General features: G+C 58.7%; 24 protein-coding genes. 16 read left to right on the top strand and 8 right to left on the bottom strand.

What is annotated here, in order from left to right:
* Positions 1 to 17: 17 nt before the first annotated feature.
* The 13 genes from leuC to purF all read left to right on the top strand — a co-directional run bounded on the left by leuC (position 18) and on the right by purF (position 14,842).
* Positions 18 to 1,460, top strand: a complete 1,443-nt coding sequence (gene leuC / locus ENH71_RS08295) for a 3-isopropylmalate dehydratase large subunit (RefSeq protein WP_294132385.1) — start codon at positions 18 to 20, stop codon at positions 1,458 to 1,460.
* Between the two features lie 82 nt (positions 1,461 to 1,542).
* Complete coding sequence (gene leuD / locus ENH71_RS08290; protein ID WP_294132383.1) at positions 1,543 to 2,190, top strand: 3-isopropylmalate dehydratase small subunit; 648 nt, start codon at positions 1,543 to 1,545, stop codon at positions 2,188 to 2,190.
* A 74-nt stretch (positions 2,191 to 2,264) separates the two neighbouring features.
* Positions 2,265 to 3,284 carry an aspartate-semialdehyde dehydrogenase gene (locus tag ENH71_RS08285; protein WP_294132382.1) on the top strand — a complete coding sequence of 340 codons (1,020 nt, stop codon included), beginning with the start codon at positions 2,265 to 2,267 and terminating at the stop codon, positions 3,282 to 3,284.
* 149 nt (positions 3,285 to 3,433) lie between these two features.
* Positions 3,434 to 6,019 (top strand): FimV/HubP family polar landmark protein, encoded by a 2,586-nt coding sequence (locus ENH71_RS08280; RefSeq protein ID WP_294132380.1) that lies wholly within the window; start codon positions 3,434 to 3,436, stop codon positions 6,017 to 6,019.
* A gap of 21 nt (positions 6,020 to 6,040) precedes the next feature.
* Positions 6,041 to 6,838, top strand: coding sequence for a tRNA pseudouridine(38-40) synthase TruA (gene truA, locus ENH71_RS08275; RefSeq protein ID WP_294132378.1), 798 nt, complete (start codon positions 6,041 to 6,043; stop codon positions 6,836 to 6,838).
* 112 nt (positions 6,839 to 6,950) lie between these two features.
* Positions 6,951 to 7,589, top strand: a complete 639-nt coding sequence (locus ENH71_RS08270) for a phosphoribosylanthranilate isomerase (RefSeq protein WP_294132375.1) — start codon at positions 6,951 to 6,953, stop codon at positions 7,587 to 7,589.
* Positions 7,576 to 8,808 (top strand): tryptophan synthase subunit beta, encoded by a 1,233-nt coding sequence (gene trpB, locus ENH71_RS08265; protein ID WP_294132373.1) that lies wholly within the window; start codon positions 7,576 to 7,578, stop codon positions 8,806 to 8,808. Before ENH71_RS08270 ends, trpB begins: the two co-directional genes overlap by 14 nt.
* Positions 8,809 to 8,869: 61 nt before the next feature.
* Positions 8,870 to 9,691, top strand: coding sequence for a tryptophan synthase subunit alpha (gene trpA / locus ENH71_RS08260; RefSeq protein ID WP_294132372.1), 822 nt, complete (start codon positions 8,870 to 8,872; stop codon positions 9,689 to 9,691).
* Positions 9,692 to 9,785: 94 nt separating this feature from the next.
* A complete protein-coding gene (gene accD, locus ENH71_RS08255; RefSeq protein ID WP_294132408.1) occupies positions 9,786 to 10,670 on the top strand; it encodes an acetyl-CoA carboxylase, carboxyltransferase subunit beta in 885 nt (294 codons plus the stop codon).
* A 2-nt stretch (positions 10,671 to 10,672) separates the two neighbouring features.
* Entirely contained in the window at positions 10,673 to 12,073 is a 1,401-nt protein-coding gene (gene folC, locus ENH71_RS08250; protein WP_294132371.1) for a bifunctional tetrahydrofolate synthase/dihydrofolate synthase, read from the top strand.
* Positions 12,070 to 12,741 (top strand): SPOR domain-containing protein, encoded by a 672-nt coding sequence (locus tag ENH71_RS08245; protein WP_294132357.1) that lies wholly within the window; start codon positions 12,070 to 12,072, stop codon positions 12,739 to 12,741. The genes folC and ENH71_RS08245 overlap by 4 nt, the downstream gene beginning before the upstream one ends.
* A gap of 79 nt (positions 12,742 to 12,820) precedes the next feature.
* Complete coding sequence (locus tag ENH71_RS08240) at positions 12,821 to 13,297, top strand: CvpA family protein (RefSeq protein ID WP_294132354.1); 477 nt, start codon at positions 12,821 to 12,823, stop codon at positions 13,295 to 13,297.
* A gap of 45 nt (positions 13,298 to 13,342) precedes the next feature.
* The gene (purF, locus tag ENH71_RS08235) at positions 13,343 to 14,842 is read left to right on the top strand and encodes an amidophosphoribosyltransferase (protein WP_294132351.1); all 1,500 of its coding nucleotides are present in this window, start codon (positions 13,343 to 13,345) and stop codon (positions 14,840 to 14,842) included.
* 32 nt (positions 14,843 to 14,874) lie between these two features.
* On the opposite strand, the gene ENH71_RS08230 is transcribed toward purF, so the two are convergent.
* The 7 genes from ENH71_RS08230 to ENH71_RS08200 form a co-directional block, all read right to left on the bottom strand.
* On the bottom strand, positions 14,875 to 15,228 hold the full coding sequence (locus tag ENH71_RS08230; RefSeq protein ID WP_294132349.1) for a translation initiation factor Sui1: 354 nt from the start codon (positions 15,226 to 15,228) through the stop codon (positions 14,875 to 14,877).
* Positions 15,229 to 15,268: 40 nt separating this feature from the next.
* Entirely contained in the window at positions 15,269 to 17,065 is a 1,797-nt protein-coding gene (locus ENH71_RS08225; RefSeq protein WP_294132346.1) for a BatD family protein, read from the bottom strand.
* A 10-nt stretch (positions 17,066 to 17,075) separates the two neighbouring features.
* A complete protein-coding gene (locus ENH71_RS08220; RefSeq protein ID WP_294132344.1) occupies positions 17,076 to 18,980 on the bottom strand; it encodes a VWA domain-containing protein in 1,905 nt (634 codons plus the stop codon).
* Positions 18,977 to 20,014 (bottom strand): VWA domain-containing protein, encoded by a 1,038-nt coding sequence (locus ENH71_RS08215; RefSeq protein ID WP_294132341.1) that lies wholly within the window; start codon positions 20,012 to 20,014, stop codon positions 18,977 to 18,979. Before ENH71_RS08215 ends, ENH71_RS08220 begins: the two co-directional genes overlap by 4 nt.
* The gene (locus ENH71_RS08210; protein ID WP_294132338.1) at positions 20,007 to 20,588 is read right to left on the bottom strand and encodes a DUF4381 domain-containing protein; all 582 of its coding nucleotides are present in this window, start codon (positions 20,586 to 20,588) and stop codon (positions 20,007 to 20,009) included. The genes ENH71_RS08215 and ENH71_RS08210 overlap by 8 nt, the downstream gene beginning before the upstream one ends.
* Positions 20,567 to 21,541, bottom strand: a complete 975-nt coding sequence (locus tag ENH71_RS08205) for a DUF58 domain-containing protein (protein WP_294132336.1) — start codon at positions 21,539 to 21,541, stop codon at positions 20,567 to 20,569. Before ENH71_RS08205 ends, ENH71_RS08210 begins: the two co-directional genes overlap by 22 nt.
* A 137-nt stretch (positions 21,542 to 21,678) precedes the next feature.
* Positions 21,679 to 22,638: an AAA family ATPase gene (locus ENH71_RS08200; RefSeq protein ID WP_294132334.1), complete on the bottom strand. Its 960-nt coding sequence runs from the start codon at positions 22,636 to 22,638 to the stop codon at positions 21,679 to 21,681.
* A 220-nt stretch (positions 22,639 to 22,858) separates the two neighbouring features.
* On the opposite strand from ENH71_RS08200, the gene ENH71_RS08195 reads away from it, so the two are divergent.
* Together ENH71_RS08195 and ENH71_RS08190 are read left to right on the top strand one after the other, a co-directional pair.
* Complete coding sequence (locus ENH71_RS08195; protein ID WP_294132331.1) at positions 22,859 to 23,917, top strand: quinone-dependent dihydroorotate dehydrogenase; 1,059 nt, start codon at positions 22,859 to 22,861, stop codon at positions 23,915 to 23,917.
* Positions 23,917 to 24,171, top strand: a complete 255-nt coding sequence (locus ENH71_RS08190) for a glutaredoxin family protein (RefSeq protein ID WP_294132329.1) — start codon at positions 23,917 to 23,919, stop codon at positions 24,169 to 24,171. The genes ENH71_RS08195 and ENH71_RS08190 overlap by 1 nt, the downstream gene beginning before the upstream one ends.
* A gap of 24 nt (positions 24,172 to 24,195) precedes the next feature.
* Here the strand turns inward: ENH71_RS08190 and ENH71_RS08185 are convergent, their stop codons facing one another.
* Positions 24,196 to 25,002, bottom strand: a complete 807-nt coding sequence (locus ENH71_RS08185) for a TatD family hydrolase (protein WP_294132327.1) — start codon at positions 25,000 to 25,002, stop codon at positions 24,196 to 24,198.
* A 112-nt stretch (positions 25,003 to 25,114) separates the two neighbouring features.
* Here ENH71_RS08185 and ENH71_RS08180 point away from each other — a divergent pair, with 112 nt between their 5' ends.
* Entirely contained in the window at positions 25,115 to 26,179 is a 1,065-nt protein-coding gene (locus ENH71_RS08180) for a branched-chain amino acid aminotransferase (protein WP_294132325.1), read from the top strand.
* Positions 26,180 to 26,249: the final 70 nt, after the last annotated feature.

The following is a 26,249-nucleotide window of genomic DNA, read 5'->3' as shown; positions in this document are numbered from 1 at the left end:
TAAATCGGGAACTATTCATGGCTGGAAAAACCTTGTACGACAAACTTTGGGACTCTCACCTGGTCAAACAGCGTGATGACGGCACGGCACTGATCTACATAGATCGCCAGTTGATTCACGAAGTGACTTCGCCTCAGGCCTTTGAAGGACTGCGTCTGACCGGGCGTAAGCCATGGCGCGCCGATGCCAACCTGGCCACGCCGGATCATAATATTCCGACCACCAAGAGTGAGCGCAGCCGCGGCCTGGAAGGCATCATGGATCCGGTGTCACGCATTCAGGTGCGAACCCTGGATGATAACTGCCGTGAATTTGGCATCCTTGAGCTGGACATGAACGACGAGCGCCAGGGCATTGTGCACGTTGTGGGGCCAGAGCAGGGCGCCACACTGCCGGGCATGACCATCGTCTGTGGCGATTCCCACACCTCCACCCACGGCGCGCTGGGCGCACTCGCGCACGGTATTGGTACCTCGGAAGTAGAGCATGTGATGGCGACCCAGTGCCTGATTCAGCGCAAGATGAAGAATATGCTGATACGGGTGGATGGTCAGTTGAATCCGGGCGTCACCGCCAAGGATATTGTGCTGGCCATCATCGGTAACATCGGCACTGCCGGTGGTACCGGTTATACCATCGAGTTTGGCGGCGAAGCGATTCGTTCACTGAGCATGGAAGGGCGCATGACCATCTGCAACATGGCGATTGAAGCCGGTGCCCGTGCGGGCCTGATTGCTGCGGACCAGACCACGGTGGATTACATTCGGGGCCGTCCGTTTGCTCCCAAGGGCGAGATGTTCGACAAAGCCGCTGAAGCCTGGCTGCAACTGACCAGTGACAACGATGCGCAATTCGACCGCGTGGTGGTGCTGGATGCTGCCGACATCATTCCCCAGGTCACCTGGGGCACGTCACCGGAAATGGTTGCGCCGGTCACCGGTGTGGTGCCCGACCCGGATCAGGAGGCTGACAGTGGCCGCGCCGAGAGCATCCGTCAGGCGCTGAAATACATGGGTCTGAAGCCCGGCACCGCCATCAAGGACATCAAGCTGGATGTGGTGTTTATCGGCTCCTGCACCAATTCACGCATTGAAGATCTGCGTGCTGCAGCCGCCGTCGTCAAGGGCCGCAAGGTCGCCAGTACGATTGAGCTGGCGCTGGTGGTGCCCGGTTCCGGGCTGGTTAAAAAGCAGGCGGAAGCTGAAGGCCTGGACAAGATCTTTGTCGAGGCGGGTCTGGAATGGCGCGAACCGGGCTGCTCCATGTGCCTGGCCATGAACGCCGACCAGTTGCCGGCAGGCAAGCATTGTGCGTCGACGTCCAACCGTAACTTCGAAGGTCGTCAGGGCTTTGGCGGGCGTACCCATCTGGTCAGTCCGGCGATGGCAGCCGCCGCGGCCATCCATGGCCACTTTGTTGATGTGCGCGATATCCTGCTGGAATCCGATCGCGCTCACTGAGCGCCCCGGGCTGCGGCAACAGCTGCGGCAAGACCAAGAGATCGCAAGCGAATTTGAGCTCCAGAATTTTGAGACCAAGACTATGAAAAAATTTGATGTACAAACCGGCGTGGTGTTGCCGCTGGATCGTGCCAATGTTGATACTGACTTTATTATTCCCAAGCAGTTCCTGAAATCGATCAAGCGCAGCGGTTTTGGTGTCAATCTGTTTGACGAACATCGTTATCTCGACAAGGGCGAACCCGATGCGGATAACAGCAAACGTCCACTGAACCTGGATTTTGTGCTTAATCAGCCGCGTTATAAAGGTGCCAACGTGTTGCTGGCGCGTGAAAACTTTGGTTGTGGGTCCAGCCGTGAGCACGCGCCGTGGGCGCTGGACGACTACGGTTTCCGGGTATTGATTGCGCCCAGTTTTGCCGACATTTTCTTCAACAATTGTTTCAAGAACGGCATTCTTCCCATTGTTCTTGATAAGAAAATTGTTGATGAGCTGTTTACAGAGGTGACTGCCGCCGAAGGTTACACACTGACTGTGGACCTGCCGGCGCAAACCATCACCCGGCCCGATGGCAGCACCATCAGTTTTGAGGTGGACGCGTTCCGCAAGCATTGCCTGCTGAACGGTCTGGACGATATTGGCCTGACCCTGGAAGACGCCGATGCCATCAATGGCTTCGAGTCCCGGTGGCGGGAAAAATCACCATGGTACTTCAATCCACCGGCCTGAGTGCCAGCTCAGTGACAGCAGCGTGATTGAGGGCCGGAACCAAAGGCCTGCCATGGGTTTACTAGGAGAATTTTATGAAGACTTATAATGTAGCGGTAGTGGGCGCAACAGGCGCTGTAGGCGAGACCCTGATCAGTATTCTGGAAGAGCGCAATTTCCCGGTGGGCGAATTGTTCCCGCTGGCCAGTGAGCGTTCTGCCGGCAGCACAGTGATGTTCCGCGGCAAGCCGGTCACGGTTCAGAATCTGGCTGACTTTGATTTTTCGCAGGCGCAGATTGGCCTGTTTTCGGCTGGCGGCAACATTTCCGAAATGTACGCCGAGAAAGCAGGCAAGGCGGGTTGTATTGTCATCGATAATACCTCGCATTTCCGCCGTGACGAAGATGTTCCGCTGGTGGTGCCCGAGGTCAACCCGGAAGCGATTGCGCAGTACACCAAACGCAATATCATCGCCAACCCGAACTGCTCCACCATTCAGATGCTGGTGGCACTGAAGCCGATTCATGACAAAGTGGGCATCACCCGTATCAATGTGTCGACCTATCAGGCGGTGTCAGGCACCGGCAAAGAAGCGATAGAAGAGCTGGCCGCGCAAACGGCGGCGTTGCTCAATGGCAAAGAGGCGGAATGCAGTGTCTATCCAAAGCAGATTGCCTTCAACGCGCTGCCGCACATCGATGTGTTCCTGGAAAACGGTTACACCAAGGAAGAGATGAAAATGTCCTGGGAAACCAAAAAAATCCTCGACCAGAGCATTGAGGTCAACGCCACCTGTGTGCGTGTGCCGGTGTTCTTCTCGCATTCCGAAGCCGTGCATCTGGAAACCAAAACGCCGATCAGCGTGGAAGACGTGCGAGCGCTGCTGAGCAATGCGCCGGGTGTCAAACTGATGGATGAGCGCAAGGATGGTGGTTATCCCACCGCCGTGAGTGACTCCGCCGGCAAGGATGAGGTACTGGTGGGTCGTATCCGCAAGGACATATCCCACCCCAACGGCATTGATATGTGGATCGTGGGTGACAACGTACGCAAAGGCGCGGCGCTGAACTCCATCCAGATCGCCGAGGTGTTGATAAAAGACTACTTATCATGAATACTTGCGAGGGTCCGGAGCGATAGCGCCGGCCCTCGCAATGACTGCCTCAAAACCGGGTAAAGGAAAACTGCCCAGAGCCGGGTAAAAGAAAATTGCCCAGAGCCGCGTAAAGGAAAACTGCCCAGAGCCGCTTAAAGGAAAATAATATGGTTAAAAGGCTGTTGCCAATCATCGCTGCGTTGCTGCTGTCCGCAGTCACGCAGGTTCATGCGCTCAGCCTGGGTGATATCACTCTGGAGTCTGCTGCCGGCGAACCGCTCCAGGCCAGCATTCAGCTCCTGGATAGCGAGGGTCTGACCACCGCCGATATCTCCGCCATGGTGGCCTCCGCCGCCGATTTTCAGCGCTTTGATGCCGAGCGCATTGCGGTGCTGGACAATCTCAATATCACGGTCGAATTCGCTGGCGGCGCTCCCATCCTGCGCATCAGCAGCCCGGTGATCATCGAAGAGCCTTTTTTGAATCTGGTGCTGGATACACGCTGGCCAGCGGGGCGGGTACTGACCGAGTACACCCTGCGACTGGAATCACCCGCCTTCAGTGCCCAGAGCGACCAACAGCTCAGCGCCGCGCCGGTGCAATCGGTGTTTGAACCGGCAGCACCCGACGCTGAGCCGGCAACCGACGTTGCCACTGATGACCAGGGCGAAACCGGTACTGAGCCAGAGCCGGCGGCGGTTGTCGCAGCGCAGACTGACACGGCATCAGACGACCCCGGCAGCACGTCCGGCATAGCCCCCGCCGAGGCTGAAGATCAGGATCAATCTGCTCAGCCCGCGCCACTTGCAGCCCCGGACGATCTTGCCAATGCCAGCACACTGACGGTCAATGCCGGCGATACCCTCTGGGAACTGGCCTTGCGTGCGCGACCGGACGACTCGGTCAGTGTTCAGCAAACCATGCTGGCTCTGCAGCGTCTTAATCCCGATGCCTTTCTGGGCAACAACATCAACCGGGTCAAGCGTGGCGAAGTGCTGCGGGTACCGGAACTCAATGAAATCCGTCGGCTGGCAGCCGCCGAGGCCATCGCCGAAGTGACCCGGCAGAATGTTGAATTCCGGCAACCGGGTGCTGTGGCCAGTGAGCCGGTCACCGCCGGTCCGGGCGCGGCCGCGCCGGGCACCCAGCAGGGCCAGTTGCGCGTGGTGACGGCTGACGATGATACGCAGGAGTCCGCCGATGCGTCGGCGTCCGCCGCCAGCACGCAGTCTGCCGAACAGGCCATCGCCCGCAATGATGAACAGCTTGATGCGCTGGAAGACAGTATGGCGCAGCGTGAGGAAGAGCTGGACCGGCTCGACCTGGAAAACACCGAACTTGATTCCCGCCTGGCGATGTTGCAACAGCAAATCACATCTGCCCAGGAAATAATCCGTCTGCGTGATCTAGAGCTGGCCCAGTTGCAGGCACAGCTGGCCGAGGCTGAATCCGCTGCCACTGACCCCGCGGTCAGCACTGACGAGGAACAGACCACAACAATCACCATGGCGCCCGATGCCGGCCCGGTAGAACGCTTTTTCAATTTGCTGATCAGCAATACGTGGGCTTTGCTGGCCGCCGCCGCGGTGCTGGTGTTGTTGCTGGTACTGGTACTGATGCGCCGCAACCGCGCCGGCCTCACTGATGAACAGCGTGCGCAGCGTGAAAATGACAATATGTCGCTGGGCGACGACAGCGACGATGAACTGCTGTTTTCTGGCGTCGCGGCTGCGGCGGCTGCCGCCGACGAAGCGGACGAGAAGGCGGACGAAGCCAGAGCTGACAGCGAAGCAGATCAGGATGACGATGGCGTCACTTACACGCCTTCGGGTACGTTTGACGAAGAGTCGGCAGATGATGAGGTGGAAGGTGAGGCGAGTGATCTGACACTGGATGAGCCGGTGTCTGACGATATGGCGTATAACGAAAATAGCACTTTTGACGACGAGTTTGCGCTGGACGATACCCTGGAAGTGGATCCTGATGCTGATGACCCGTTTGCTGAAACGGCGTCGCCCGACTCTGCCGCCGCCGTGACACCGAAAGCCGGCGACAGCACGGGTGCTGATGATGACGATGACGAAGGACCTGACTGGGGCGACACCGATCTCGATCTGGAAGAAGATATCGGTGATGCCGACGATGAAGCCGCTGAACCGGATGATTTGACCGCAATCGACGAAGACGATGATGAATTGTCCTGGCCCGATGCCGACACAGCAACAGTGACCGATAGCGATTCGGACTACGACATTTATGATGTCGCGTCTGACAACACGGATTCGGTGGCGCCGGCACCAGAGCCAGAGCCGGAACCAGAACCAGAACCAGAGCCGGAACCAGAGCCAGAGCCGGAACCAGAACCGGAGCCGGAACCAGAACCAGAGCCGGAACCAGAACCAGAGCCAGAGCCAGAGCCAGAGCCAGAAACGGAACCGGAACCGGAACCGGAAACCGGATCGATAGCGGAGCCCGAAACCGCAGACAACGCTGGTGATGACACTATCGAAGACGATTTTGATGACCTGGCCTTTATGTCAAACGAAGACTCCTTCGATGCTGACGAGGAGGACGATGATGAAGATTTCGCCTTCCTGTCTGACAGTGATGAAGCCGCAACCAAGCTTGACCTGGCGCGCGCCTACATCGACATGGGTGACAGCGATGGTGCCCGTGAAATTCTGGCGGAAGTCGTGAAAGAGGGCACCGAAGCCCAGCGCAGCACTGCCGAATCCCTGCTGGAAAGGCTCTGACATCAGGCCTGACGAACCATCATGACTGCAACCACCCGAATTGCTCTGGGCGTCGAATACAACGGCGCCGCCTTCCATGGCTGGCAACGCCAGTCCGCGCCGGCTATCGCCACTGTGCAGGCGGCACTGGAAAAGGCGTTGTCACATGTCGCCGACCAGAGCATTACCGTTAACTGTGCCGGCCGCACCGATGCCGGCGTACATGGTAGCGGCCAGGTCGTACATTTCGAATCAGGCGTCGATCGCGGCGAGAAGGCCTGGATTCGTGGCACCAACAGTCATCTGCCGCCCCAGGTCAGGGTGCAGTGGGCACGTGTGGTGACTGATGACTTTCATGCCCGCCACTCCGCACTCAGCCGTCGCTACCGTTATGTCATTTACACCGGTGCCATCAAACCCACGGCCCTCATTCAACAACTGACGCACGTCAAGGATGAATTGAACGTGGCCGCGATGCACGAGGCCGGCCAGCACTTGCTGGGGGAGAATGACTTCAGTGCCTTTCGCGCCGCCGGCTGCCAGTCGCGCACGCCGATGCGCTGCATCAATGAAATCAGCGTCACCCGTCAGCGCCGCTTTATCGTTCTGGAGGTCGAAGCCAACGCCTTTCTGCTGCACATGGTGCGCAATATTGCCGGCGCCTTGCTGGAAGTGGGCGCCGGTCGCCAGCCGTCTGACTGGGTCAGACAGGTATTGGCGACCCGGGATCGCACTCAGAATGCAGTGACGGCCAGGCCCGATGGATTGTACCTGGTCAATGTTGGATACCCCGAACGCTTCGGTTTGCCGGTGTTGCCATTGGGCCCCTGTTTTTTATAGGCGCCAGACCCGCATTGGTCGTGCTTTGGTTAAGCAGTCGACGATGAACTCTGATAAAATCCTACGCCTTGAAATTGATAGTAGCGTTTGCCTGACTGGTGAAGGAGATCCGGTGCAAAGACGTACGCGTGTGAAAATCTGCGGTATAACCCGGCCCGAGGATGCCCGTCTGGCGTCCCAGCTTGGCGCCGATGCGCTGGGTCTGGTGTTTTATGCCGGCAGCCCCCGTGGGGTCGACCTGCAACAGGCGCAGGCCATTCGCGCAGCCGTGCCCGCCTTTGTCAGCCTGGTCGGTCTGTTTGTCAATCCGGAGCGTAAACAGGTGGATGATGTGCTTGCCTGCCTGCGCCTAGATTGCCTGCAGTTTCACGGCGAAGAAGAACCGGATTTTTGTCAGTCATTTGCCATGCCTTACATGAAGGCTGTTCGTGTGCGCTCGGGCACTGATCCGATGGTTGCCATGAAGGCTCACCGGCAGGCGTCAGCCATCCTGCTTGACTCCTATGATCCGGAGCAGGCCGGGGGCACCGGTAAAAGATTCGACTGGACGGTGGCTCGCCACTGTGTCGATCGCAGCCCGCTGCCGATCGTACTGGCCGGTGGTCTGACGCAGGACAACGCAGCGCGCGCCATCAAAGAAGTGCACCCCTGGGCGCTGGATCTGAGCAGTGGTGTGGAAAAAGAGCCGGGTATCAAAGACCCGCAACGTTTACAGGCATTTTTCAACGAGGTAAATCGTGTCCGTATCTGAGACAGTAGCAACACCCGAACAGGATCTGTTCAGCGGTCCCGACCTAGCTGGCCATTTTGGTCGCTACGGCGGGGTATTTGTCGGCGAAACCCTGATGGCTGCGGTAGAAGAGCTGGATCAGGTGTATCGCAAACTGTCACAGGACCCCAAATTCTGGCAAGAGTACGACCACGACATGAAGCACTATGTCGGCCGGCCGTCGCCGCTGTATCTGGCTGAGCGCCTGACCGCGAAATACGGTGGTGCGAAGATCATTCTCAAGCGCGAAGACCTGAATCACACTGGCGCGCACAAAATCAACAACACCATTGGACAGGCTCTGTTGGCCAAGTTCATGGGTAAACCACGCATCATTGCCGAAACCGGTGCCGGTCAGCACGGTGTTGCCAGTGCCACAGTCGCTGCGCGTCTGGGGCTGGAGTGTCATGTTTACATGGGGGCCGAGGACGTCCAGCGTCAGGCTGCCAACGTGTACCGCATGAAGCTGCTGGGCGCCAATGTGATACCGGTGACTTCCGGCTCGCGCACGCTCAAGGATGCTCTTAATGAAGCGCTGCGCGACTGGGCCACCAATGTCGATTCGACCTACTACATCATCGGCACTGTGGCCGGGCCGCACCCGTATCCAATGCTGGTGCGTGATTTCCAGGCCATCATTGGCCGTGAGGCGCGCGCGCAATCACTGGAAGAATACGGCAAGTTGCCTGATGCCCTGGTGGCCTGTGTCGGCGGTGGCTCCAACGCCATAGGCCTGTTCCATCCGTTCCTGCGGGATTCAGAGGTTGCCATGTATGGCGTGGAAGCGGGCGGTGACGGGGTTGAGACCGGTCGCCACGCGGCGCCACTGTCTGCCGGCAAGCCCGGTGTGCTGCACGGCAACCGCACCTACGTGATGAGCGACGAACGCGGCCAGATCGTGGAAACCCACTCGGTTTCTGCCGGTCTGGATTATCCCGGTGTCGGTCCCGAGCACTCCTGGCTGAAAGACATCAAGCGCGTCAACTACGTCTCGGTGACCGATACTGAAGCGCTGGATGCATTCCGTGCCCTGACCCGACTGGAAGGTATCATCCCGGCACTGGAATCAGCTCACGCGATTGCCTATGCCTGCAAACTGGCCGCTACCATGTCACCGGAGCAGACCATTGTGGTGAACCTGTCCGGGCGTGGTGACAAGGATATTCATACTGTCGCCGACATTGATGGCATTACCATCTAAGGCCTGATATCAGGACGGGAACGACGTTAAAAGGACGCTAAAGGGCGCCAAAGGAAAAGACATGAGCCGGATAGATTCTTGTATAGCTGCCGCGAAGGCGGCGGGACGCAAAGCCCTGATTCCCTACATAGTGGCTGGCGACCCGGATGGTGATACCACGGTCAGCCTGATGCACCAGTTAGTGCAGGATGGCGCCGACATTATCGAGCTGGGCATGCCCTTTAGCGACCCGTCGTCAGACGGTGCCATCATCCAGTTGGGCGCTGAGCGCGCCCTGCGCAATGGCGCCGGGCTGGATACGGTATTTTCCGTGGTCCGCCAATTCCGTGAGCAGGACAACAACACCCCGGTAGTGCTGATGGGCTACCTCAATCCGGTGGAAACCATGGGTTACCAGGCTTTTGTCGAGCAGTCGGCGAAAGCGGGCGTGGACGGTCTGCTGTTGGTTGACCTGCCGGTCAGTGAGGCGGAGAGCCTGCTGGCGTTGACACGTCCGCGGGACATGAATGTGATTTTCCTGGTAGCGCCAACGACCACCGACAAACGTATTGCTTCGATCTGCGAGCACAGCTCGGGCTACATCTATTATGTGTCGCTGAAAGGTGTCACCGGTGCCGCCCTCAGCGATACCGGTGAGATAGCGCAACGTGTCGCCGGGCTGCGCAGCGCAACTGACCTGCCGATCATGGTGGGTTTCGGCATCAAGGATACCGCTTCGGCGCTGGCCATGGCTGCGGTCAGCGACGGCGTAATCGTGGGCAGTGCGCTGGTGCAAAAGATTGGCGAGCTGAGTGAAACCGCAGCCCGTGATGCCGGACTGATCGCAGACAGTACGGCGCTGATTGCCTCGATTCGACAGGCATTGGACAGTGAATCAGCCTGAGTCCGGCCAATATCAGTGATACCAGACACACTAACCGGTAAAAACACGCCGGAAATGTTATAGTTAGCAACAGGATTAAGCAGGACAGGACCCAATTATGAGCTGGATTAACAAGATCCTCCCATCGATTCGAAACAGCAGTACCACCCCTGAAGGCAATGGCAAGCAGAAGTCCAGTGTGCCTGAAGGCCTGTGGAAGAAATGCCCGCGCTGCGAGGCGGTGCTGTACCGGCCGGATCTGGAGCGTAACCAGGAAGTGTGCCCCAAGTGCGACCACCACATGCGTATCACCGCGCGGCGACGCCTGGAACTGTTTCTCGATGCTGAAGGGCAGCAGGAACTGTTCACGGATATCGAACCCGTTGATATTCTGAAATTCAGGGATCTGAAAAAGTACAAGGACCGCCTGTCTGCGGCACAAAAAAGCACCGGCGAACGTGATGCGCTGATCGTGGTGCAAGGTCAGGTGATGTCGGTCGAGATGATCGTGGCGGCGTTCGAGTTTGGTTTTATCGGTGGCTCCATGGGCGCCGTTGTCGGCGAGAAATTTGTGCAGGCAGTCAACAGTTGCATCGAACAGCGTCTGCCTCTGGTGTGCTTCTCCACCAGTGGCGGTGCGCGCATGCAGGAAGCACTGATTTCCCTGATGCAGATGGCAAAAACCTCGGCCGCACTGGAGCGCCTGCGTGAGCACGGTCTGCCGTTTATTTCCGTGCTGGTCGACCCGGTTTACGGCGGCGTGTCGGCGAGTCTGGCCATGCTGGGTGATATCAATATCGCAGAGCCGCGGGCACTGGTGGGTTTCACCGGTCCGGATGTCATTCGCCAGACCGTGCGGGTGAAATTGCCGGAAGGCTTTCAGCGCGCCGAATTCCTGCTGGAACATGGCGCCATCGACATGATCTGTCACCGCAAAGAGATGCGCGATACCATCTCCGGCCTGATTGGTAAATTGCTGCAATTGCCGCCGGCAGCCTGAGCATGACTGCAGCCGCCGACCCTGGCCTGGATCTGACCGGATGGCTGGCTCGCATTCAGCAACTCCACCCCAATGAAATCGACATGGGGCTGGAGCGTCTGGCGGTTGTTGCTGATCGACTGGGGTTGATCCTGAAGCCGGCAGACAAGCGGCCGCTGGTGATCACGGTGACCGGTACCAACGGCAAGGGCAGTCATGTAGCGGTCATCGACGCGGTGCTGAGCGCCGCCGGCAAACGCGTTGGCCGTTATACCTCCCCCCATCTTCTGCACTATAACGAGCGCATCTGTATTCAGGGCGAGCCGGTGACTGACGCGGCCATCGTGCAGGCTTTTGTCGCCATCGAGCAGGCTCGCGGCGAGGTTTCCCTGACTTACTTTGAGTTCGGCACGCTCGCCGCTTTGCTCATCTTCCAGCACGCCAATCTCGATGTCATGGTGCTGGAAGTGGGTCTGGGCGGCCGGCTGGATGCGGTCAATATCGTGGACGCCGATATCGCGGTGGTGACCAGCATCGGGCTGGATCATCAGGAGTGGCTGGGCGATTCGCGCGAGAGCATTGCGCTGGAAAAGGCCGGCATATTTCGTCCCGGCAAACCGGTAGTGTGCAGTGAATCCGATCCACCTCATACCTTGCTGGAGGCGGCAGCGGCAAAGTCATGCCCGCTATACCGCGTCGGCCGGGATTTTATCGCCACACCATCGCTGGTCGACCAAAGGTGGCATTGGCGGGGGCGTCCGGGTGATTCGCTTGACCCCGGGCGCGTGCAGCACTGGACAGTGACTGACCTGCCACCAGCGGCGCTGGCGCATGGCAATATTGCCGGGGCTTTGCAGGCAGTCTGCCTGACCGGCCTGGTGCCATCGGTACAGTGGTTGCAGTCTCAGTTGCCTGCAATCCTGTTGACGCTGATGCTGCCAGGTCGGCAACAGTGGTTTCTGCCACCACGCGTCCCGGTGCCAATGGTGATGGACGTGGCTCACAACCCCCAAGCAGGGCAGTCACTGGCGGCGGCAATCCAGCGACAACGCCAGCAATTATTGCTGCAGTGTGGCCGCATCGGCTCGGTTCGGGTGGTGCTGGCGATGATGGCGGATAAAGATCATGAAGGATTTTATCAGGCCTTAGAAAAGCAGGCGGACTTCTGGTATATTGCGCACTTCGATCTGCCGCGTTGTTTTCCGGCGCAGGCACTAACGGAAAGTTTCCTTCAGTTCGGCGCAGATAAGCGTAGGATGGCAGCATTGTCGCCTTTTGTGACGGTGGCTGATGCACTCGCCGCGGCGTGCAGCGATGCCGTGGAGGGCGACATCATTGTGGTGACTGGATCGTTTATTACAGTGTCTGATGCGATGTCGAGCATATCGGACCGAGAGACACTGAGAGAGGCAAATACGCTTTGAATCAGAACACCCGGCAAAGATTGATTGGCACGCTGGTGCTGGCGGTAGCTGCATTGATATTGCTGCCGTTGATTTTTGACGGAGAGGGTAGTTATCAGCCGGTTCTGCAAACCGAGATTCCGTCCCGTCCCATTCAGCCCGAGCCCGCCCGCACCGATCCGCAACGCCCGGTGATCACGGCAGACACCGATGCCATCCGCCTTAACGACGTACCGGATACCGGTGCGCAGTCCTCTGCCAGTCCGGACGCAGATGACGCACCGCCGCTCGTGGCGGAGTCATCAGAGCAGGCACCGCCAGCGGTGACAGAATCTTCCTCACCGGCGCCAGCATCACCTGCCAGCGAACCGGCCCCGGCCGCCAACACTGCCGCCACCGCCACCAATACAATTACACCAGCACTGGACAACCAGGGACTGCCGGAAGGCTTCAGCGTGCGCCTGGGTTCGTTTGGCAATGCCACCAATGCCAGCAACCTGGTGACCCGATTGCAGGACGCCGGGCACCGCGCTTACACCCGCCGCATCGAATCCAGTCAGGGCATGCTTACCGCGGTATTTGTCGGCCCCGTGGTTGACAGAACCACCGCCTCTGCACTGCTGGAAAGCTTGCGGCAGGCGTTTGCGCTGAACGGCATGATCGTGCGTTACGAAATCGAGGAGCTTTGAGATTGCCAGCGACGCGCCTGCCAATGGCAATGCCAGCAGCTAGTGCCCCAACGGGCGATGACCAACGAGGGAGTGCGGCATGAACCTACTGGATATCAGCATAGTGCTGTTGATAGTGCTATCGAGTATTTTTGGTCTGTGGCGTGGTTTTGTGCGCGAAGTACTATCACTGATGGCGTGGATTGCCGCCATCGTTGTCGCCCGTCTGTACAGCCCGCATCTGGCGCCGATTTTTACCAGTGTTACCGATAACGAGACCGCACGTTATGTGCTGGCCTTTGCCATTCTGTGTTTTGTTACATTGCTGCTGGGCGCGTTAATTAATCATTTTATGACACGATTGATCAGCATTGCCGGTCTTCAGATGACTGATCGTTTGCTGGGCGCCCTGTTTGGTGTCGCCCGAGGTGTATTGATTGTGGCGGTGGCGGTGTATTTTGCTGCCGAATTTTACTCGGATCGAACCTGGTGGGTGGAAGCGCAGACGTTGCCTTACATCCAGATTGTGATTGATTGGGGCAGTGGCTTTTTTGTCGAGCCTGCGACAGAAGTCTGATTTTTTGCGCAACGTAATGTTGACGCGCTTTACGGAGTATTTTGCATGTGTGGTCTGGTCGGTGTTGTAGGTCAATCTGACGTGGCAGTGAGTTTATACGATACCCTGACGGTGCTTCAGCATCGTGGGCAGGATGCCGCAGGTATCGCAACGGACGACAACGGCATTCTGAACCTGCGCAAAGACAACGGGCTGGTCAAGGATGTGTTCCGCACCCGTCACATGCGACGCCTGGCTGGCAAGATGGGTATTGGCCACGTGCGCTATCCTACCGCCGGCAGCTCCAGTCCGGCGCTGGCGCAGCCGTTCTATGTGAATTCGCCATACGGTCTGTGCCTGGCGCACAACGGCAACCTGACCAACTCTGCCGAGCTCAGTGAAGAGCTGTTCTCTGAGGACCTGCGTCATATCAATACGGATTCCGACTCAGAGGTGCTGCTCAACGTATTTGCCCACGAACTGCAGCAGGTCGGCAAAATGGCGCCCACCGCCGATGATGTGTTTGCTGCAGTGGAAGGCGTTCATCGTCGCTGCCGTGGTGGTTATGTCGCGCTGGTGATGATAACCGGTTACGGCATTGTCGGTTTCCGCGATAAAAATGGCATCCGGCCTCTTGTCTTCGGCAAGCGCGAACGGGACGGTCATAGCGAATACATGCTGGCATCGGAAAGCGTCGCGCTGGACTCACAGGGTTTTACCCTGGTGCGTGATGTGGCGCCCGGCGAAGCAGTGTATATCGATGTGCACGGCAACCTGCATACCCGGCTGTGCGCAGAGCCGGCGCCGTATACCCCGTGCATTTTCGAACACGTCTATTTTGCGCGTCCGGATTCACTGATGGATGGTATTTCCGTGTACAAGGCACGCCTGCGCATGGGCGAAAAACTCGCTGACAAATTACAGCGGCTGCGGCCTGATCACGATATCGATGTGGTCATTCCCATTCCCGATACCAGTCGTACGTCCGCGCTGGAGCTGGCCAACCGCCTGGGAGTGAAATACCGCGAAGGCTTCGTAAAAAATCGTTATATCGGCCGCACCTTCATCATGCCCGGGCAAAGTCAGCGCCGTAAATCGGTGCGGCAGAAACTCAATGCCATCGAGCTGGAATTCCGCGGCAAGAATGTGCTGCTGGTGGATGACTCGATTGTGCGCGGCACTACCTGTCGGCAGATTATTCAGATGGCTCGTGATGCCGGTGCGCGCAAGGTGTATTTTGCATCCGCTGCACCGCCGGTGCGTTATCCCAACGTATACGGCATTGATATGCCGGCAGCCGAGGAATTGATTGCCCACAATCGTACCGAGAAAGAAGTGGAAACACTGATAGGTGCCGATTGGCTTATTTTTCAGGACCTGGAAGACCTGATCTCGGCGTCGCACGAAGGCAACCCCAATATCACGCAATTTGACTGCGCCGTATTCGACGGTAAATACATCACCGGTGATGTGGACGCGACGTATCTGCGAGAGCTGGAACAGGCGCGCAACGATGTCGCCAAGAAGCGTGCGCGGAAGGTCCCTGAACCTGCCGAAGAAGCCTGACAGGCCGTTATGCCAGCCCGCCAACAAACGGCTCAGCCGCCAGCCAGTTTGGCGGTGATGCCTTTGCTTTTCAGGAATTCGACAATGACAGGGCGATGATCGCCCTGTATTTCGATGACACCGTTTTTCACTGCGCCACCGCTGCCACAGCGGGTTTTTAACTGTTTGGCCAGGGCGTCCAGCTCTGCTGCATTCATCGCCAGCCCATCAATCAGGCTGACGCCTTTGCCTTTTCTGCCTTTGGTTTCCCGACGTACTTTGACATTGCCATCGCCGGCGGGCGTTGCCGCCGCCTGTGCTTTGCAGCTGCAGGCACTTTGCGCATTGAGACAGGCAGGGCAGAGCCTGCCTTTGTCGGTGCTGTAAACGGGACGGGAGCTGCTCATTATAGACGGGTCATTGCAATTGCTTCATGTGTCAGGCTGGTCACTGCCGGTACAGCGGCGGCAGGTCGAATTGCTGTGCCTGCTGCAGACGCTGATCGTCTTTCAGGTGCGCGCTGCGCTCTGCCTTTAGCAGGCTGGTCAGTTGTTCGCGTTCGCCGCTGCTGAATGTCTGCTGACTGTCGCTGCTGTACAGCACTGCCTGCAAGGCCTGGCACAGGTCAGTGAGTGCAGCATTGTTAAAGCGGGCAGCCAGATCATCCAGGTTGTGCAGGCCGGCGTCACGGTGGTACTGGCGCCCCCAGGCGATCAGGTGTTGACGAATCTGCAATGGTTCGGCTGTTGCGAGGCTGGATTCAAGTTGTCTGAATGCCTGTTTTTCCTGGCCATCGGCAATATCGCGTTCGTATACCGGTGTGCGCACGATGGCGGGTTTGTCAGTCGCCGGTCGCTGGCGCCGTTGCCAATACCACCACATGGCAATCAGTAGCAGGCCAAGTACGGCGATCAGGCCATAGAGTATCCAGGCAGGGGTCTGACGCCCGCTGAGTAGCTCGTCGGCAATGTCCGGCTGCAGCAGGTTGCCCGGCGTGGCGTCCCCGGCAATATCGGTCTCGCTGTCGCTGCCAGCGCCGGCGCCACCTGGTGCCTCTACCACGATAAACGAGGCAGGCACTACTGCCCGGCGCAGGCTGTCGCTGTTAACGTCCCACCACGGCAGATTGATTTCCGGTATCACCACGGAGCCGTTGTCGGTCGCCACCAGTTCATAGGTCTCGGTGCGGCTACCCACGACATTGCCGTCTATGATGGTGCGCTCAATCACCGGTGACTCCGGATACACGTTCATTTTGTCAATTTCCGGCCGGCCCAGCGGCGGCAACGCGGCGCCGTCAAGACCATTGGCAGTGATGGTCAGGGTCCGGGTCACTGACTGTCCGGGTTGCAGGCGGGTAATGTCATCACTCCAGCGCTCTTCGACCCGGATGTCACTGGCGGGCAGCCAGGTGTTGTCGGCCGGAAAAGCGTCCGGGCGTCCCTTGACATCAATGTCGTAACCCGGCGCAAAGGCGGTGACCGGGCGCATATTGGGGTTGCGGAACACAAAGTTGCTGGAACCGTCAGTCAGTTCACCGCGGAAGACGATATCCGGAATCTCCAGGTTGCCGCTGCGCTGCGGGAAGATCACATAGTTCATCTCATACACGCCGTAGCGTTGACCATCAATGAGCTGCTCATACTGATGTGGCTGGCCGAGAAGTTGCACCACGGTATTCTCCGGTGCAACCTCAGTGAAATTTGGATTCCGGATACCAGCGATGGTGTAGTACAGACGAATGGTAAACAGCAGCTGCTCCTGCACGTAGACAGAGTCTTTGCTGATGATGGTTTCCATGTGCACATCCTGGCCGCTGGCCAGACCGGTGACCGAGGGTTCGGTGACAGTGATGGTGTAGGGTTCGGTGAATTCGCCGGCAACGCTGATGGCTGGAATCTGCTGTTCGCCCAGTTCGCGCGGGAACAGGACCAGCATGTAATCGGTCCACGATTCGATGCGGTTATTGACCGAGCGCAGATGGCTGGCCGAACGCGTGCTGACAATTTCAAATTGCTCGCGCAACGGGTCCAGCTCGATGGCGACGCCACCTTGCTGGCCGTACACGCGCACCCGCAAGGTCACGGTTTCGCCACGCGCAAGCTCGGTGCGATCCAGCTCGGTTTCAACGCGCGTTTGCTGCTGCGCCAGTGCGCTGTCAGTTACGGTCAACAACGCAAGCGTCAGTACGGCGAGCAGCGTCAGCGACAACGTCAATCCTGAAATTCTGAAGTGCTGTCTCATAATTCCCCGTTCATTGTGAGTTCTGACCGCTGGTTCTGCGCTCTATCATACGCCGGCGCGACTCAAACTGGAATTTTCGCTGCAGCAGCTCGCCCGGATCGTCTTCGATACGGCGCAGGAACTGTTCCAGTGACTCCTGGTCCTCTTCCTGCTCGACCTGGGCATCGCTGCGCTGCTGGCCCTGGTCCGCATTCTCGGATTCACTTTCCTGCTGCTGTTCGTCCTGCTGCTCCTGCGACTGTTCCTGCTGTTGCTGCTCTTCCTGTTCCTGTTGCTGCTGGTCCTGCTCGCTGTCATCACTTTCGGATTCGCTTTGCGATTCCTGCTGTTGCTGTTCTTCCTGCTCCTGCTGTTCCTGTTGCTCCTGCTCCTGTTGTTGCTGTTCCTCCAGCAGGTCCTCAACGATCTGCCGGTTTTTCAGCGCATCAGCGTGTTGCGGATCCTGCGCCAATACACGGTCGTAGGCGGCCAGGGCTTCCTCCAGACGTTCGGCAAATGCCAGTGCGTTGCCCAGGTTGTAGATGGAGTCGATATCATCGCCCTGGCTGAAGGCATTGATCGCGGCCTGATAGTCGCCGGCGCGGAACGTGGCAGCCCCTTGCCACTCGGGGGTTTCGAACAGAGTGGCAGCCGTATAGGGGTCGCCTTCTTCCAGATAGTGGACACCGCGCTGATCCCGGTTCAGCCAGAGACTGCGGATATCAAAGCCCTGTCTGGGGGCGGGTGGTGCCTCGGGCTGGCCCTGGCCGATGGCCATTTCCTGCAGGTCTTCCTCAGTGATCAGCGTGGGTGCATTGGGCTGGGCTTCCAGCGGATCCTGGCCTGACGGCTCCTGCGCCTGCGCCGGCGGGGAGGGCAGCATCATCAGCGTCAAACCCGCGCTCAGGCCCAGCTGCAAGACCCAGCCGCGACGGAAACACAATGCGCACAATGGCAGCAGCAGAATCAACAGCCAGGGGCCGGCATCCTGCCACAGTTCGACTTCTTCTTCCGACTCCAGATAACTGTCATCATCGCCGCGTAGCAGGCTGTCGGACAGCACTGTTTCCAGGTCGGAGGCATTGATGGTGATGTCGCTGTAGCGGCCATTGAGGCTGCCAGCAAGCGCCTGCAGATTGCCGCGGTCCATCACGCTGACCACCATCTGGCCACTGTTGTCGCGCAGGAATTCGCCATTGCTGACCGGAATGGCAGCGCCCTGTGGTGTGCCCACGCCGATGATGTGCAACGGATAGCGATTGTGGCTGAGTACTTCTTCAATCGCGGCATTCTGATCGCGCGGCACGTTGGAAGTGATCAGCAGAATACGGCCGTTGACCGCCGAGGCGTCGTCCATCAGGCTGTTGGCCATGGCAATGGCTTCGGCCGGATTGTTACCAATGACAGGCATGATGTTGGGGCTGAGCGCCGGAATCATGGCTCTGATGGTGACCGAATCATCGGTCAGCGGGGTCACCAGATGCGCTTCGCCGGCGTATACCACGAGCCCGGTCTGACCCTCGCGCCGGGCATCGAGCAGATCCATGATTTTGCGCCGGGCCACGGTAATGCGGTTGGGGTCCTGGTCATTGGCAAACATGCCCAGGCTCAGATCCAGCACGATCACCAGGGCTTCCTGGCGCTCCTGCACCGGCTGCGTCTGCTTGGACCAGGTGGGGCCGGCCAGCGCCAGCACCGAGATCGTCCAGGCGGCGATCAGCAGGATCAGTGGCAAACGCTGTGAGGTGCTCTTGTTGGCGTTGAGCAGATAGGGCAACAGGCTCTGGTCAATGACTTTGTGCCAGGCGCTGCCCTGGGCGTCCAGTCGCCACAGGCGGCTGAAAAAGAATAATGCCGGTATCAGCGCCAGCAGCCATAGCGGGCGCAGAAAATGGAACTGGCCCAGGGCCTGTATCAGAGTCAGCGATTCGGTCATGAGGGTGTCCCCGGTCGGGCGGGCGTCTCAGTGCTGGCCGCAACACGGGCGGTGGCCGGCATTGACGCCAGTGCCAGCAGGAAGCTCAGCAGCAGGGCACTGCCCAGCGGCCAGTGAAACAGCTGCGTGATCGGGCGATAGGTCTGGTCATCCTGCTCGATAGGTTCCATGGCGTCCAGATCATCATAGATCTGTATCATGTCTTCCAGGGTGCGGGCGCGAAAGTATTCACCCCCGGTCATGTTGGCGGCGGCGCTCATGGCCTCATCGTCGATTTCCGACACCAGCGCGCCGGCGCGGTTGCCGAACAGGGAGCGCTGGGCAAACTGATCGGAGGCGACACCCACAATGTGCATTTTGATGCCTTCGGTACGCGCCAGCTGGGCCGCCTGCGACGGGGTCAGTTCGCCAGCGTTGTTGATGCCATCGGTCAGCAGGATCAACACCCGGTTGTTGTCAGGTTGCTCCCGTAAATGTTTCACGCTCAGGCCAATGGCATCGCCGATGGCAGTGGCAGATTCATCAATCATGCCGATTTCCAGTTCCTCGACCAGGCGTCCCACCGTTTCCAGATCCCGGGTCATCGGGGTCATGACATAGGCGTGGGCGGCAAACAGGCCAATGCCCAGACGGTCGCCCTGACGTTTTTCAACAAAGTCACTGATCACCGCTTTCATCACCTGAAAGCGCGATAACTGGGTGTTGTTAAGAAACATGTCACGCGCTTCCATGCTGCCGGACAGGTCCAGCGTCAGCATCATGTCGCGGCCCGTGGTGGGAATCTCGATCGGCTCGCCCACCCACTGGGGCCGACTGCCGGCAATCACCACCAGTAACCAGATAATGGTACAGCCCAGCAGAATCAGTATGTTTTTGTTGAAGCTGCGCGAGGAATCGGTATGCAATTGCACCAGACGGCGATAAAACGGCACGCGCAGCGCAGCTTCCTGGCGTGGCGCGCGCGGGATCAGAAAATAGATCAGCAGGGGCAGGGGCAGGGCGAGCAATGCCCAGGGCCAGGAAAACTCAAGCATGATGATCAGCCGTTGGTTTTGTCCGGGGGGATGATTCTGGCGCAGTTTCCGGTGTTGCGTCAGGTTTGATTTTAGCCATATACAGGTTTTTAATCCAATCGCGGGCCATGCCATGCAGAGCCCCGGTATCCACATCACAACGCGGCGCAAAGCGGCCTTCCGCCAGTGCGCTGGCCAGCTCAGGGGTCAGGCGTCCGGCGCGATCATGTTGTTTGATAAAGGCCACCCAGTCCTGGCCACTCAGGCCTGCCACACGGTTATGTTCAAAGTGCGACAGGGCGACCCGGCGCAGCACGCTGTTGACCTCGTTGACATAAACCAGGCGTTGCTCCATGTCCGGGCCATCCGTGCCGGCATTGGCCTGCAGCGTGGCCAGGCATTTGTCCAGTTCGCGCAGTGCACTGCGGTAGCGCCGGTGCAGCTGCAGGCGCTGCTGCAAGCGGTAGGCACCATAAACCAGCAGCGCCAGCAGCAGCGCGGCCAGCACCCACCAGCCCGGTGCCAGCGGCCAGAATCCGGGTTCTGCAGGCAGATGAATATCTGCCATGTCACTTAAAGCATCTGCGAAGTCCATTGGTGTATACGTTCCACGACCGGTTCATCGGTTCTGATTGTCAGCAGCGGTATCTGCAGTTTGGTCAACTCGGCGCGCAAAGCGTCCAGTCGTTGCTGAAATACGCCACGGTAGTTGTCTCGGGCTTTTTTGCTGAAGGTATTCAATGTGCCTTTGTCACGCCCGTCGGTAATACTGTAGTAACCGGGTACAGGCAGGTTCTCTTCCAATTCATCGTGAATGAAACAGCACACCACGTTGTTGTGGCGCGACAGTTGATAAAGATACTGGAAACCGGCCTCATCAATGGTACTGAAATCACTGATCACGTAAAGCGTACTGCCGGGCTTGGTGATTCGTCGGATGCGCCCCAGTGCCGTGGCCAGGCTACCGATCTCCTCATCCTGTGCCCGCGTTTGTGGTGACCTGCCGGTGGCGAGGTCGGCGTTGGCGAGCTGGATCTGGTTCAGCAGATGCAGCGCCGAGCGGCGACTGCGCTTGGGGCGCACGAGGGCAAAATTGTCGTCGCTGTACACCAGGCCGCCGACGCGATCGCCGTTGTCGATAGCCAGCCAGCAGAAGATCGCTGCGGCCTGGGCGGCCACGACCGATTTAAAGGCAACGTGGCTGCCGAAAAACATTGAGCTGGACTGGTCGACCGCAATCAGCACCGGGCGTTCGCGCTCTTCACGGAACACCTTGGTGAACGGTTTGCCGGTACGGGCGGTGACGCGCCAATCGATGGTGCGGATGTCATCGCCGGCCTGATACGGGCGGAACTCTTCGAAATCAATGCCGCGGCCACGGATTTTGGACAGGTGCAGGCCGGAGATGCCGGCCACCGAGCGCTTGTGCGACGCGTATTCTATGGTACGGGCAGCGTAGCGTTGCAACAGCAGGTCCTGCAGGCTGATCACGGCACCGGTGGCCTGGTATAGCGCCTGGTGCGGGAGTGTGCGGGCCTGCTTACTCATAGTGTGTCTCTTCGGAAAACTGCTTCATGATATCTGCCAAGTACGGGAGAGCCAGCGCGTCTGAATCCGGCTGATGTGACGAAACGAAGCAAAGACTGCTGCAGCGACGTCGTGTTCAGCCCATTCAGCATGAATGGTCAGGCTGATGGCACACGTTCCAGGATTGTGCTCAGCACCTTATCCGGAGTGACACCACTGGCCTCTGCTTCAAAACTCAGCAGCACGCGGTGGCGCAGCACATCAAACATCACCGCCTGCACGTCATCAGGGCTGACAAAATCCTTGCCCTGAATCCAGGCATGGGCGCGTGCGCAGCGATCCAGCGAGATGGTGCCACGCGGGCTGGCACCGAAATCGATCCAGGCGGCCAGATCATCGCCGTAAACCGCCGGGTTCCGGGTCGCCATGATCAGCTGAATGATGTATTCCTCGACCGCCGGTGCCATGTGCATGGCCAGGATTTCCTGACGGGCGGCAAACAGGTCTTCCTGACTGACGACGGCCGGCGCGGTCTGCGCAATGTTGCGCGCCTCGTCCCGCACCAGTTGCAGAATTTCGCGTTCGGCTTCGACTGACGGGTAGCCAATGGAGACATGCATCAGGAAGCGGTCAAGCTGCGCCTCGGGCAGGGGGTAGGTACCCTCCTGCTCAATCGGGTTCTGCGTTGCCATCACCAGAAACAGCGGCGGCAGCTTGAAGGATTCACGGCCCACGGACACCTGGTGCTCGGCCATGGCTTCCAGCAAGGCTGACTGCACTTTGGCTGGCGCCCGGTTGATCTCGTCTGCCAGTACCAGGTTGTGGAAAATCGGACCGGGCTGAAAGCGGAAAGAACCATCTTCGGGGCGATAAATCTCGGTACCGGTGATGTCGCTGGGCAGCAGGTCGGGGGTAAACTGGATACGATGGAAGTCACCTTCAACAGCGCGCGACAGGTCTTTGATGGCCTTGGTTTTGGCAAGACCCGGCGCGCCCTCAACCAGCAGATGGCCATCGGCCAGCAGTGCTATCAGCAGGCGGTCAACCAGACGTTCCTGGCCGATAATTTGCTGGGTAAGCCAGGTTTTGAGAGCTGTGATGGTGTTGTGGTGACTCATAGTTTTCCCTGTTATCGGTGTCGGGCCTGTTTTTGAGTGTCGGGCCTGTTATTAGGTGTCGGGCCTGTTTTAGTCGTCAGGTTTGGGCCGGAAGTCAGCGATTGTAACCAATTTAGGGCTGATGTCTAGCAGGCACCGTCGTCAGTTTGTCGCAGAATGTGGCAGCAGGCTCAGGCACAGTCCTTTATAATGGTGATCAAATTCCACAAGAGACTCCCACATGTACGGCCTGATGCGCTCCGTTTTATTTAATTTGCCCACCGAAGCTTCGCACTCGGTTGCCATGAGCAGTCTGGATCTGGCTCACAGCCTGGGACTCAGTTCCACGCTGGGCGGTGCCCGCCGGGGGCGTGGACAGGCGCTGACAGTCATGGGTATCGAGTTTCCCAATGCAGTGGGGCTGGCGGCCGGGCTGGACAAAAACGCGGATCATATCGATGGTCTGGCAGCCCTGGGGTTTGGTTTTATCGAAATCGGCACGGTGACTCCAAGACCGCAGCCGGGCAATCCGCAGCCACGACTGTTCCGCCTGCCAGCACAACAGGCCATCATCAATCGTATGGGTTTCAACAACAAGGGCATTGATCACGCGCTGACAAAAATTAAACGCAGTGCTTTTGGCGGCGTCCTGGGTATCAATATCGGTAAAAACTTTGATACGCCGGTAGAGCAGGCCGCTGATGACTATCTGATTGGCCTGCGCAAGGCCTGGCCATATGCCAGTTATATCGTCGTCAACCTGTCTTCACCCAATACACCGGGGCTGCGAACCTTGCAGTACGGCGAGGAGTTGCGGCGCCTGCTGACCTTGCTGAAACAGGAACAACTGACGCTGGCGCAGGCTGACGGGCGCCATGTGCCACTGGTTATCAAGATTGCCCCCGATCTCAATGAAGACGAAGTGGGCCTGATTGCCTCGGCGCTGCTGGAATTCCGCATTGATGGCGTCACCGCCACCAACACCACATTGTCGCGCGAGGGTGTCGAGGACAATCCGTTGCATGTCGAAGCCGGCGGTTTGAGCGGCGCCCCTTTGCGGCAGGCCTCTACCCGGGTGGTGGCGCAGCTTGCCAGCGCCCTGGACGGTCAGATTCCCATCATTGGTGTCGGGGGCATTGCGTCGCTGGCGCAGGCGCAGGAGAAAATCGACGCCGGTGCCAGCCTGGTACAGATCTACAGTGGTTTCATTTATCAGGGACCACCGCTGGTGCGACAGGTTGTTGAAGGCCTGGTGATCAGGGATGAAGCCCGCGACGAACGTCACAGGGAGACGCGCTAATGACAGGTGAGTTGCTGTTATACACCACGGTGGGCTGTCATTTGTGCGAGCAGGCGGAAGCGGTGCTGCGCGCCGTGGTCGCCGACGATTCAGCGCTGAGCTGGACGCCGGTGGAAATCAGCGACGACCCCGGGCTGGTGGAAGCATACGGTTTGCGTATTCCGGTGATCAGACTGCAGGGGCACGATGAAGACCTGGGGTGGCCTTTTGATGAAAGTGCGGTCCGGGCTTATCTGGCGCGTTTTGCGATTTAGCGCCCGGCCGGACCGATCTCCAGATTAACCGGCCAGGCCGATCTCCAGATTAAACAGTCGCACGGCATTGGCCGTGGTGTCGGCCGCGATGTCGGCGGCCGGGCGCTGACAGCAGCGTGCGACGGTTGCCAGCACTTCGGTTAACCAGGCCGGCTCATTGCGCCGGGTTTTCGGTTTCGGGCGCAGGCTGCGCGGCAACAGGTAAGGGGCATCGGTTTCCAGCAACAGGCGGTCGGCGGGAATACTGGTCATCAGCTCGTGCAGATGTTTGCCGCGGCGCTCATCGCAGATCCAGCCGGTGATGCCGATATACATGTCCAGATCCAGGTAATCGAACAGTGCTTCCCGGGTGTCGGTGAAACAATGTACAACACCGCCGCTCAGGGCGTCGCGATGGTCTTTCAGAATGGGCAGGAAACGCTCATGGGCATCGCGCTGATGCAGAAATACCGGTTTGCCGGTCGCCGTTGCCATGGCCAGATGTTCATGGAATACCTTTTCCTGTGCCGGGCGCGGCGAAAAATCCCGGTTGAAGTCGAGTCCGGTTTCACCGACGGCTTTCACCTGCGGCTGACCGAGCAGTGCGCGAATGCCGGCGAGCACCTCGGCATCGGCGTGAGCAGCCTCATGCGGGTGAATGCCGGCGGTACAGGACAGGTTCGGATAATGTGTACAGATCTCCAGCGCATGTGCTGAGGCTGGCAGTGTGGTGCCGGTCACCAGCTGATGCACAAGCCCCGCATCCCGGGCGCGTTGCAGCACGTCGGGCAGGTCGTGGGCAAAAGAGTCATGGCCAAGATTGGCGCCGATATCGATCAGGGGATTTGTCATGGCGCGCGATTATAGCAGAGATGTGGTAGATTCAGCGCGTATCAAGGATAATACTGCCGCTGAAAACCAGGGCAATCATATCAAGACCGCAGACTTAACAGGGTGAACGACGTTGGAACAGAATAAAAGCGAGCAGGCAAAAACCAAAAAGGATCTGAACTGGGCGGAACTGGGTTTCCAGTACCGGCCGACGGATTATCGATTCCGCGCCCTGTTTGTCAACGGTCAGTGGACCGAAGGTGAACTGATCACCTCGGAGATGATTTCGGTGCACGAAGGCGCGCCAGCGCTGCATTATGCGCAGCAATGCTTCGAAGGTCTGAAAGCGCAGACCGCGCCTGATGGCCGGGTGCTGCTGTTCCGTCCCGAACTCAACGCCGAACGCATGCGTCAGGCGGCCACCCGGCTGCTGATTCCGGAAGTGCCACCGGAGTTGTTTATCCGCGGCGTGGAAGCGGCGGTGCGGGCGAACTACCCATGGATTCCGCCTCACGGTTCCGGTGCCGCGTTATATATACGTCCCATGCTGATCGGTGTTGGCGAGAACCTGGGCCTGAAACCTGCCAAGGAGTTCGAGTTCCGGGTGTTTGTGTCGCCGGTCGGGCCTTACTATCAAAGTGCTGGTCTGGCGGTGATTTCACTGGCGGTATCTGATCTGGACCGTGCCGCGCCATCGGGTACGGGTAATTTCAAGATCGGTGCCAACTACGCCGGTGGTTTGCTGGCCACGCGCCTGGCCCAGCAACTGGGTGCCAACGAAGCACTGTTTCTGGATGCGGCCCAGCGTCGGTACATAGATGAGGCCGGTTCTGCCAACATCGTGGTCGCCATGCGCGGCAGACGTTTTGTCACGCCCAGCTCCAGTGCGGTGCTGCCCAGCGTGACCCGGCGCTCGATCATGACGCTGGCGGAAAAAGAGCTGGGGCTGACCATCGAGCAACGGCCTATTGATCTGCGCAAGGAAATTGAAGACTTCGAGGAAGTGGCCGCCTGTGGTACCGCGGCAGTGGTGTCTCCGGTCGGTCGCATCTGGCTGGACAGCAAGTGGCACAACTTCTACGGTGGCGGTGAACAGGCCGGTCCGATCATGCAGAAACTGTATGAATTGCTGGTCGGTATTCAGCGCGGGGAGCTGCCTGACAGCTACGGCTGGACCCATGAAGTCCCGATGGATTAAGCCGGCGATCGAGGCGGGAAGCGGCAAACTTCCCGCCCGGCTTTATCAACAAACGCTTGACCCTCAGTCA

It is taken from the genome of Pseudohongiella sp. (assembly GCF_011050365.1).
GTDB lineage: Bacteria > Pseudomonadota > Gammaproteobacteria > Pseudomonadales > Pseudohongiellaceae > Pseudohongiella.
This window is presented reverse-complemented; position numbering and strand designations above follow the sequence as displayed.

What these genes read in the sequence shown, in the direction of transcription:
- ENH71_RS08220 (WP_294132344.1), bottom strand. Translation starts at nt 18,980, where the DNA reads ATGACCGAATCGCTGACTCTGATACAGGCCCTGGGCCAGTTCCATTTT.
- folC (WP_294132371.1), top strand. Translation starts at nt 10,673, where the DNA reads ATGACTGCAGCCGCCGACCCTGGCCTGGATCTGACCGGATGGCTGGCT.
- ENH71_RS08230 (WP_294132349.1), bottom strand. Translation starts at nt 15,228, where the DNA reads ATGAGCAGCTCCCGTCCCGTTTACAGCACCGACAAAGGCAGGCTCTGC.
- leuC (WP_294132385.1), top strand. Translation starts at nt 18, where the DNA reads ATGGCTGGAAAAACCTTGTACGACAAACTTTGGGACTCTCACCTGGTC.
- ENH71_RS08195 (WP_294132331.1), top strand. Translation starts at nt 22,859, where the DNA reads ATGTACGGCCTGATGCGCTCCGTTTTATTTAATTTGCCCACCGAAGCT.
- ENH71_RS08240 (WP_294132354.1), top strand. Translation starts at nt 12,821, where the DNA reads ATGAACCTACTGGATATCAGCATAGTGCTGTTGATAGTGCTATCGAGT.
- leuD (WP_294132383.1), top strand. Translation starts at nt 1,543, where the DNA reads ATGAAAAAATTTGATGTACAAACCGGCGTGGTGTTGCCGCTGGATCGT.
- ENH71_RS08210 (WP_294132338.1), bottom strand. Translation starts at nt 20,588, where the DNA reads ATGGACTTCGCAGATGCTTTAAGTGACATGGCAGATATTCATCTGCCT.
- purF (WP_294132351.1), top strand. Translation starts at nt 13,343, where the DNA reads ATGTGTGGTCTGGTCGGTGTTGTAGGTCAATCTGACGTGGCAGTGAGT.
- ENH71_RS08205 (WP_294132336.1), bottom strand. Translation starts at nt 21,541, where the DNA reads ATGAGTAAGCAGGCCCGCACACTCCCGCACCAGGCGCTATACCAGGCC.
- ENH71_RS08215 (WP_294132341.1), bottom strand. Translation starts at nt 20,014, where the DNA reads ATGCTTGAGTTTTCCTGGCCCTGGGCATTGCTCGCCCTGCCCCTGCCC.
- trpA (WP_294132372.1), top strand. Translation starts at nt 8,870, where the DNA reads ATGAGCCGGATAGATTCTTGTATAGCTGCCGCGAAGGCGGCGGGACGC.
- ENH71_RS08285 (WP_294132382.1), top strand. Translation starts at nt 2,265, where the DNA reads ATGAAGACTTATAATGTAGCGGTAGTGGGCGCAACAGGCGCTGTAGGC.
- ENH71_RS08200 (WP_294132334.1), bottom strand. Translation starts at nt 22,638, where the DNA reads ATGAGTCACCACAACACCATCACAGCTCTCAAAACCTGGCTTACCCAG.
- ENH71_RS08185 (WP_294132327.1), bottom strand. Translation starts at nt 25,002, where the DNA reads ATGACAAATCCCCTGATCGATATCGGCGCCAATCTTGGCCATGACTCT.
- ENH71_RS08190 (WP_294132329.1), top strand. Translation starts at nt 23,917, where the DNA reads ATGACAGGTGAGTTGCTGTTATACACCACGGTGGGCTGTCATTTGTGC.
- ENH71_RS08280 (WP_294132380.1), top strand. Translation starts at nt 3,434, where the DNA reads ATGGTTAAAAGGCTGTTGCCAATCATCGCTGCGTTGCTGCTGTCCGCA.
- ENH71_RS08225 (WP_294132346.1), bottom strand. Translation starts at nt 17,065, where the DNA reads ATGAGACAGCACTTCAGAATTTCAGGATTGACGTTGTCGCTGACGCTG.
- truA (WP_294132378.1), top strand. Translation starts at nt 6,041, where the DNA reads ATGACTGCAACCACCCGAATTGCTCTGGGCGTCGAATACAACGGCGCC.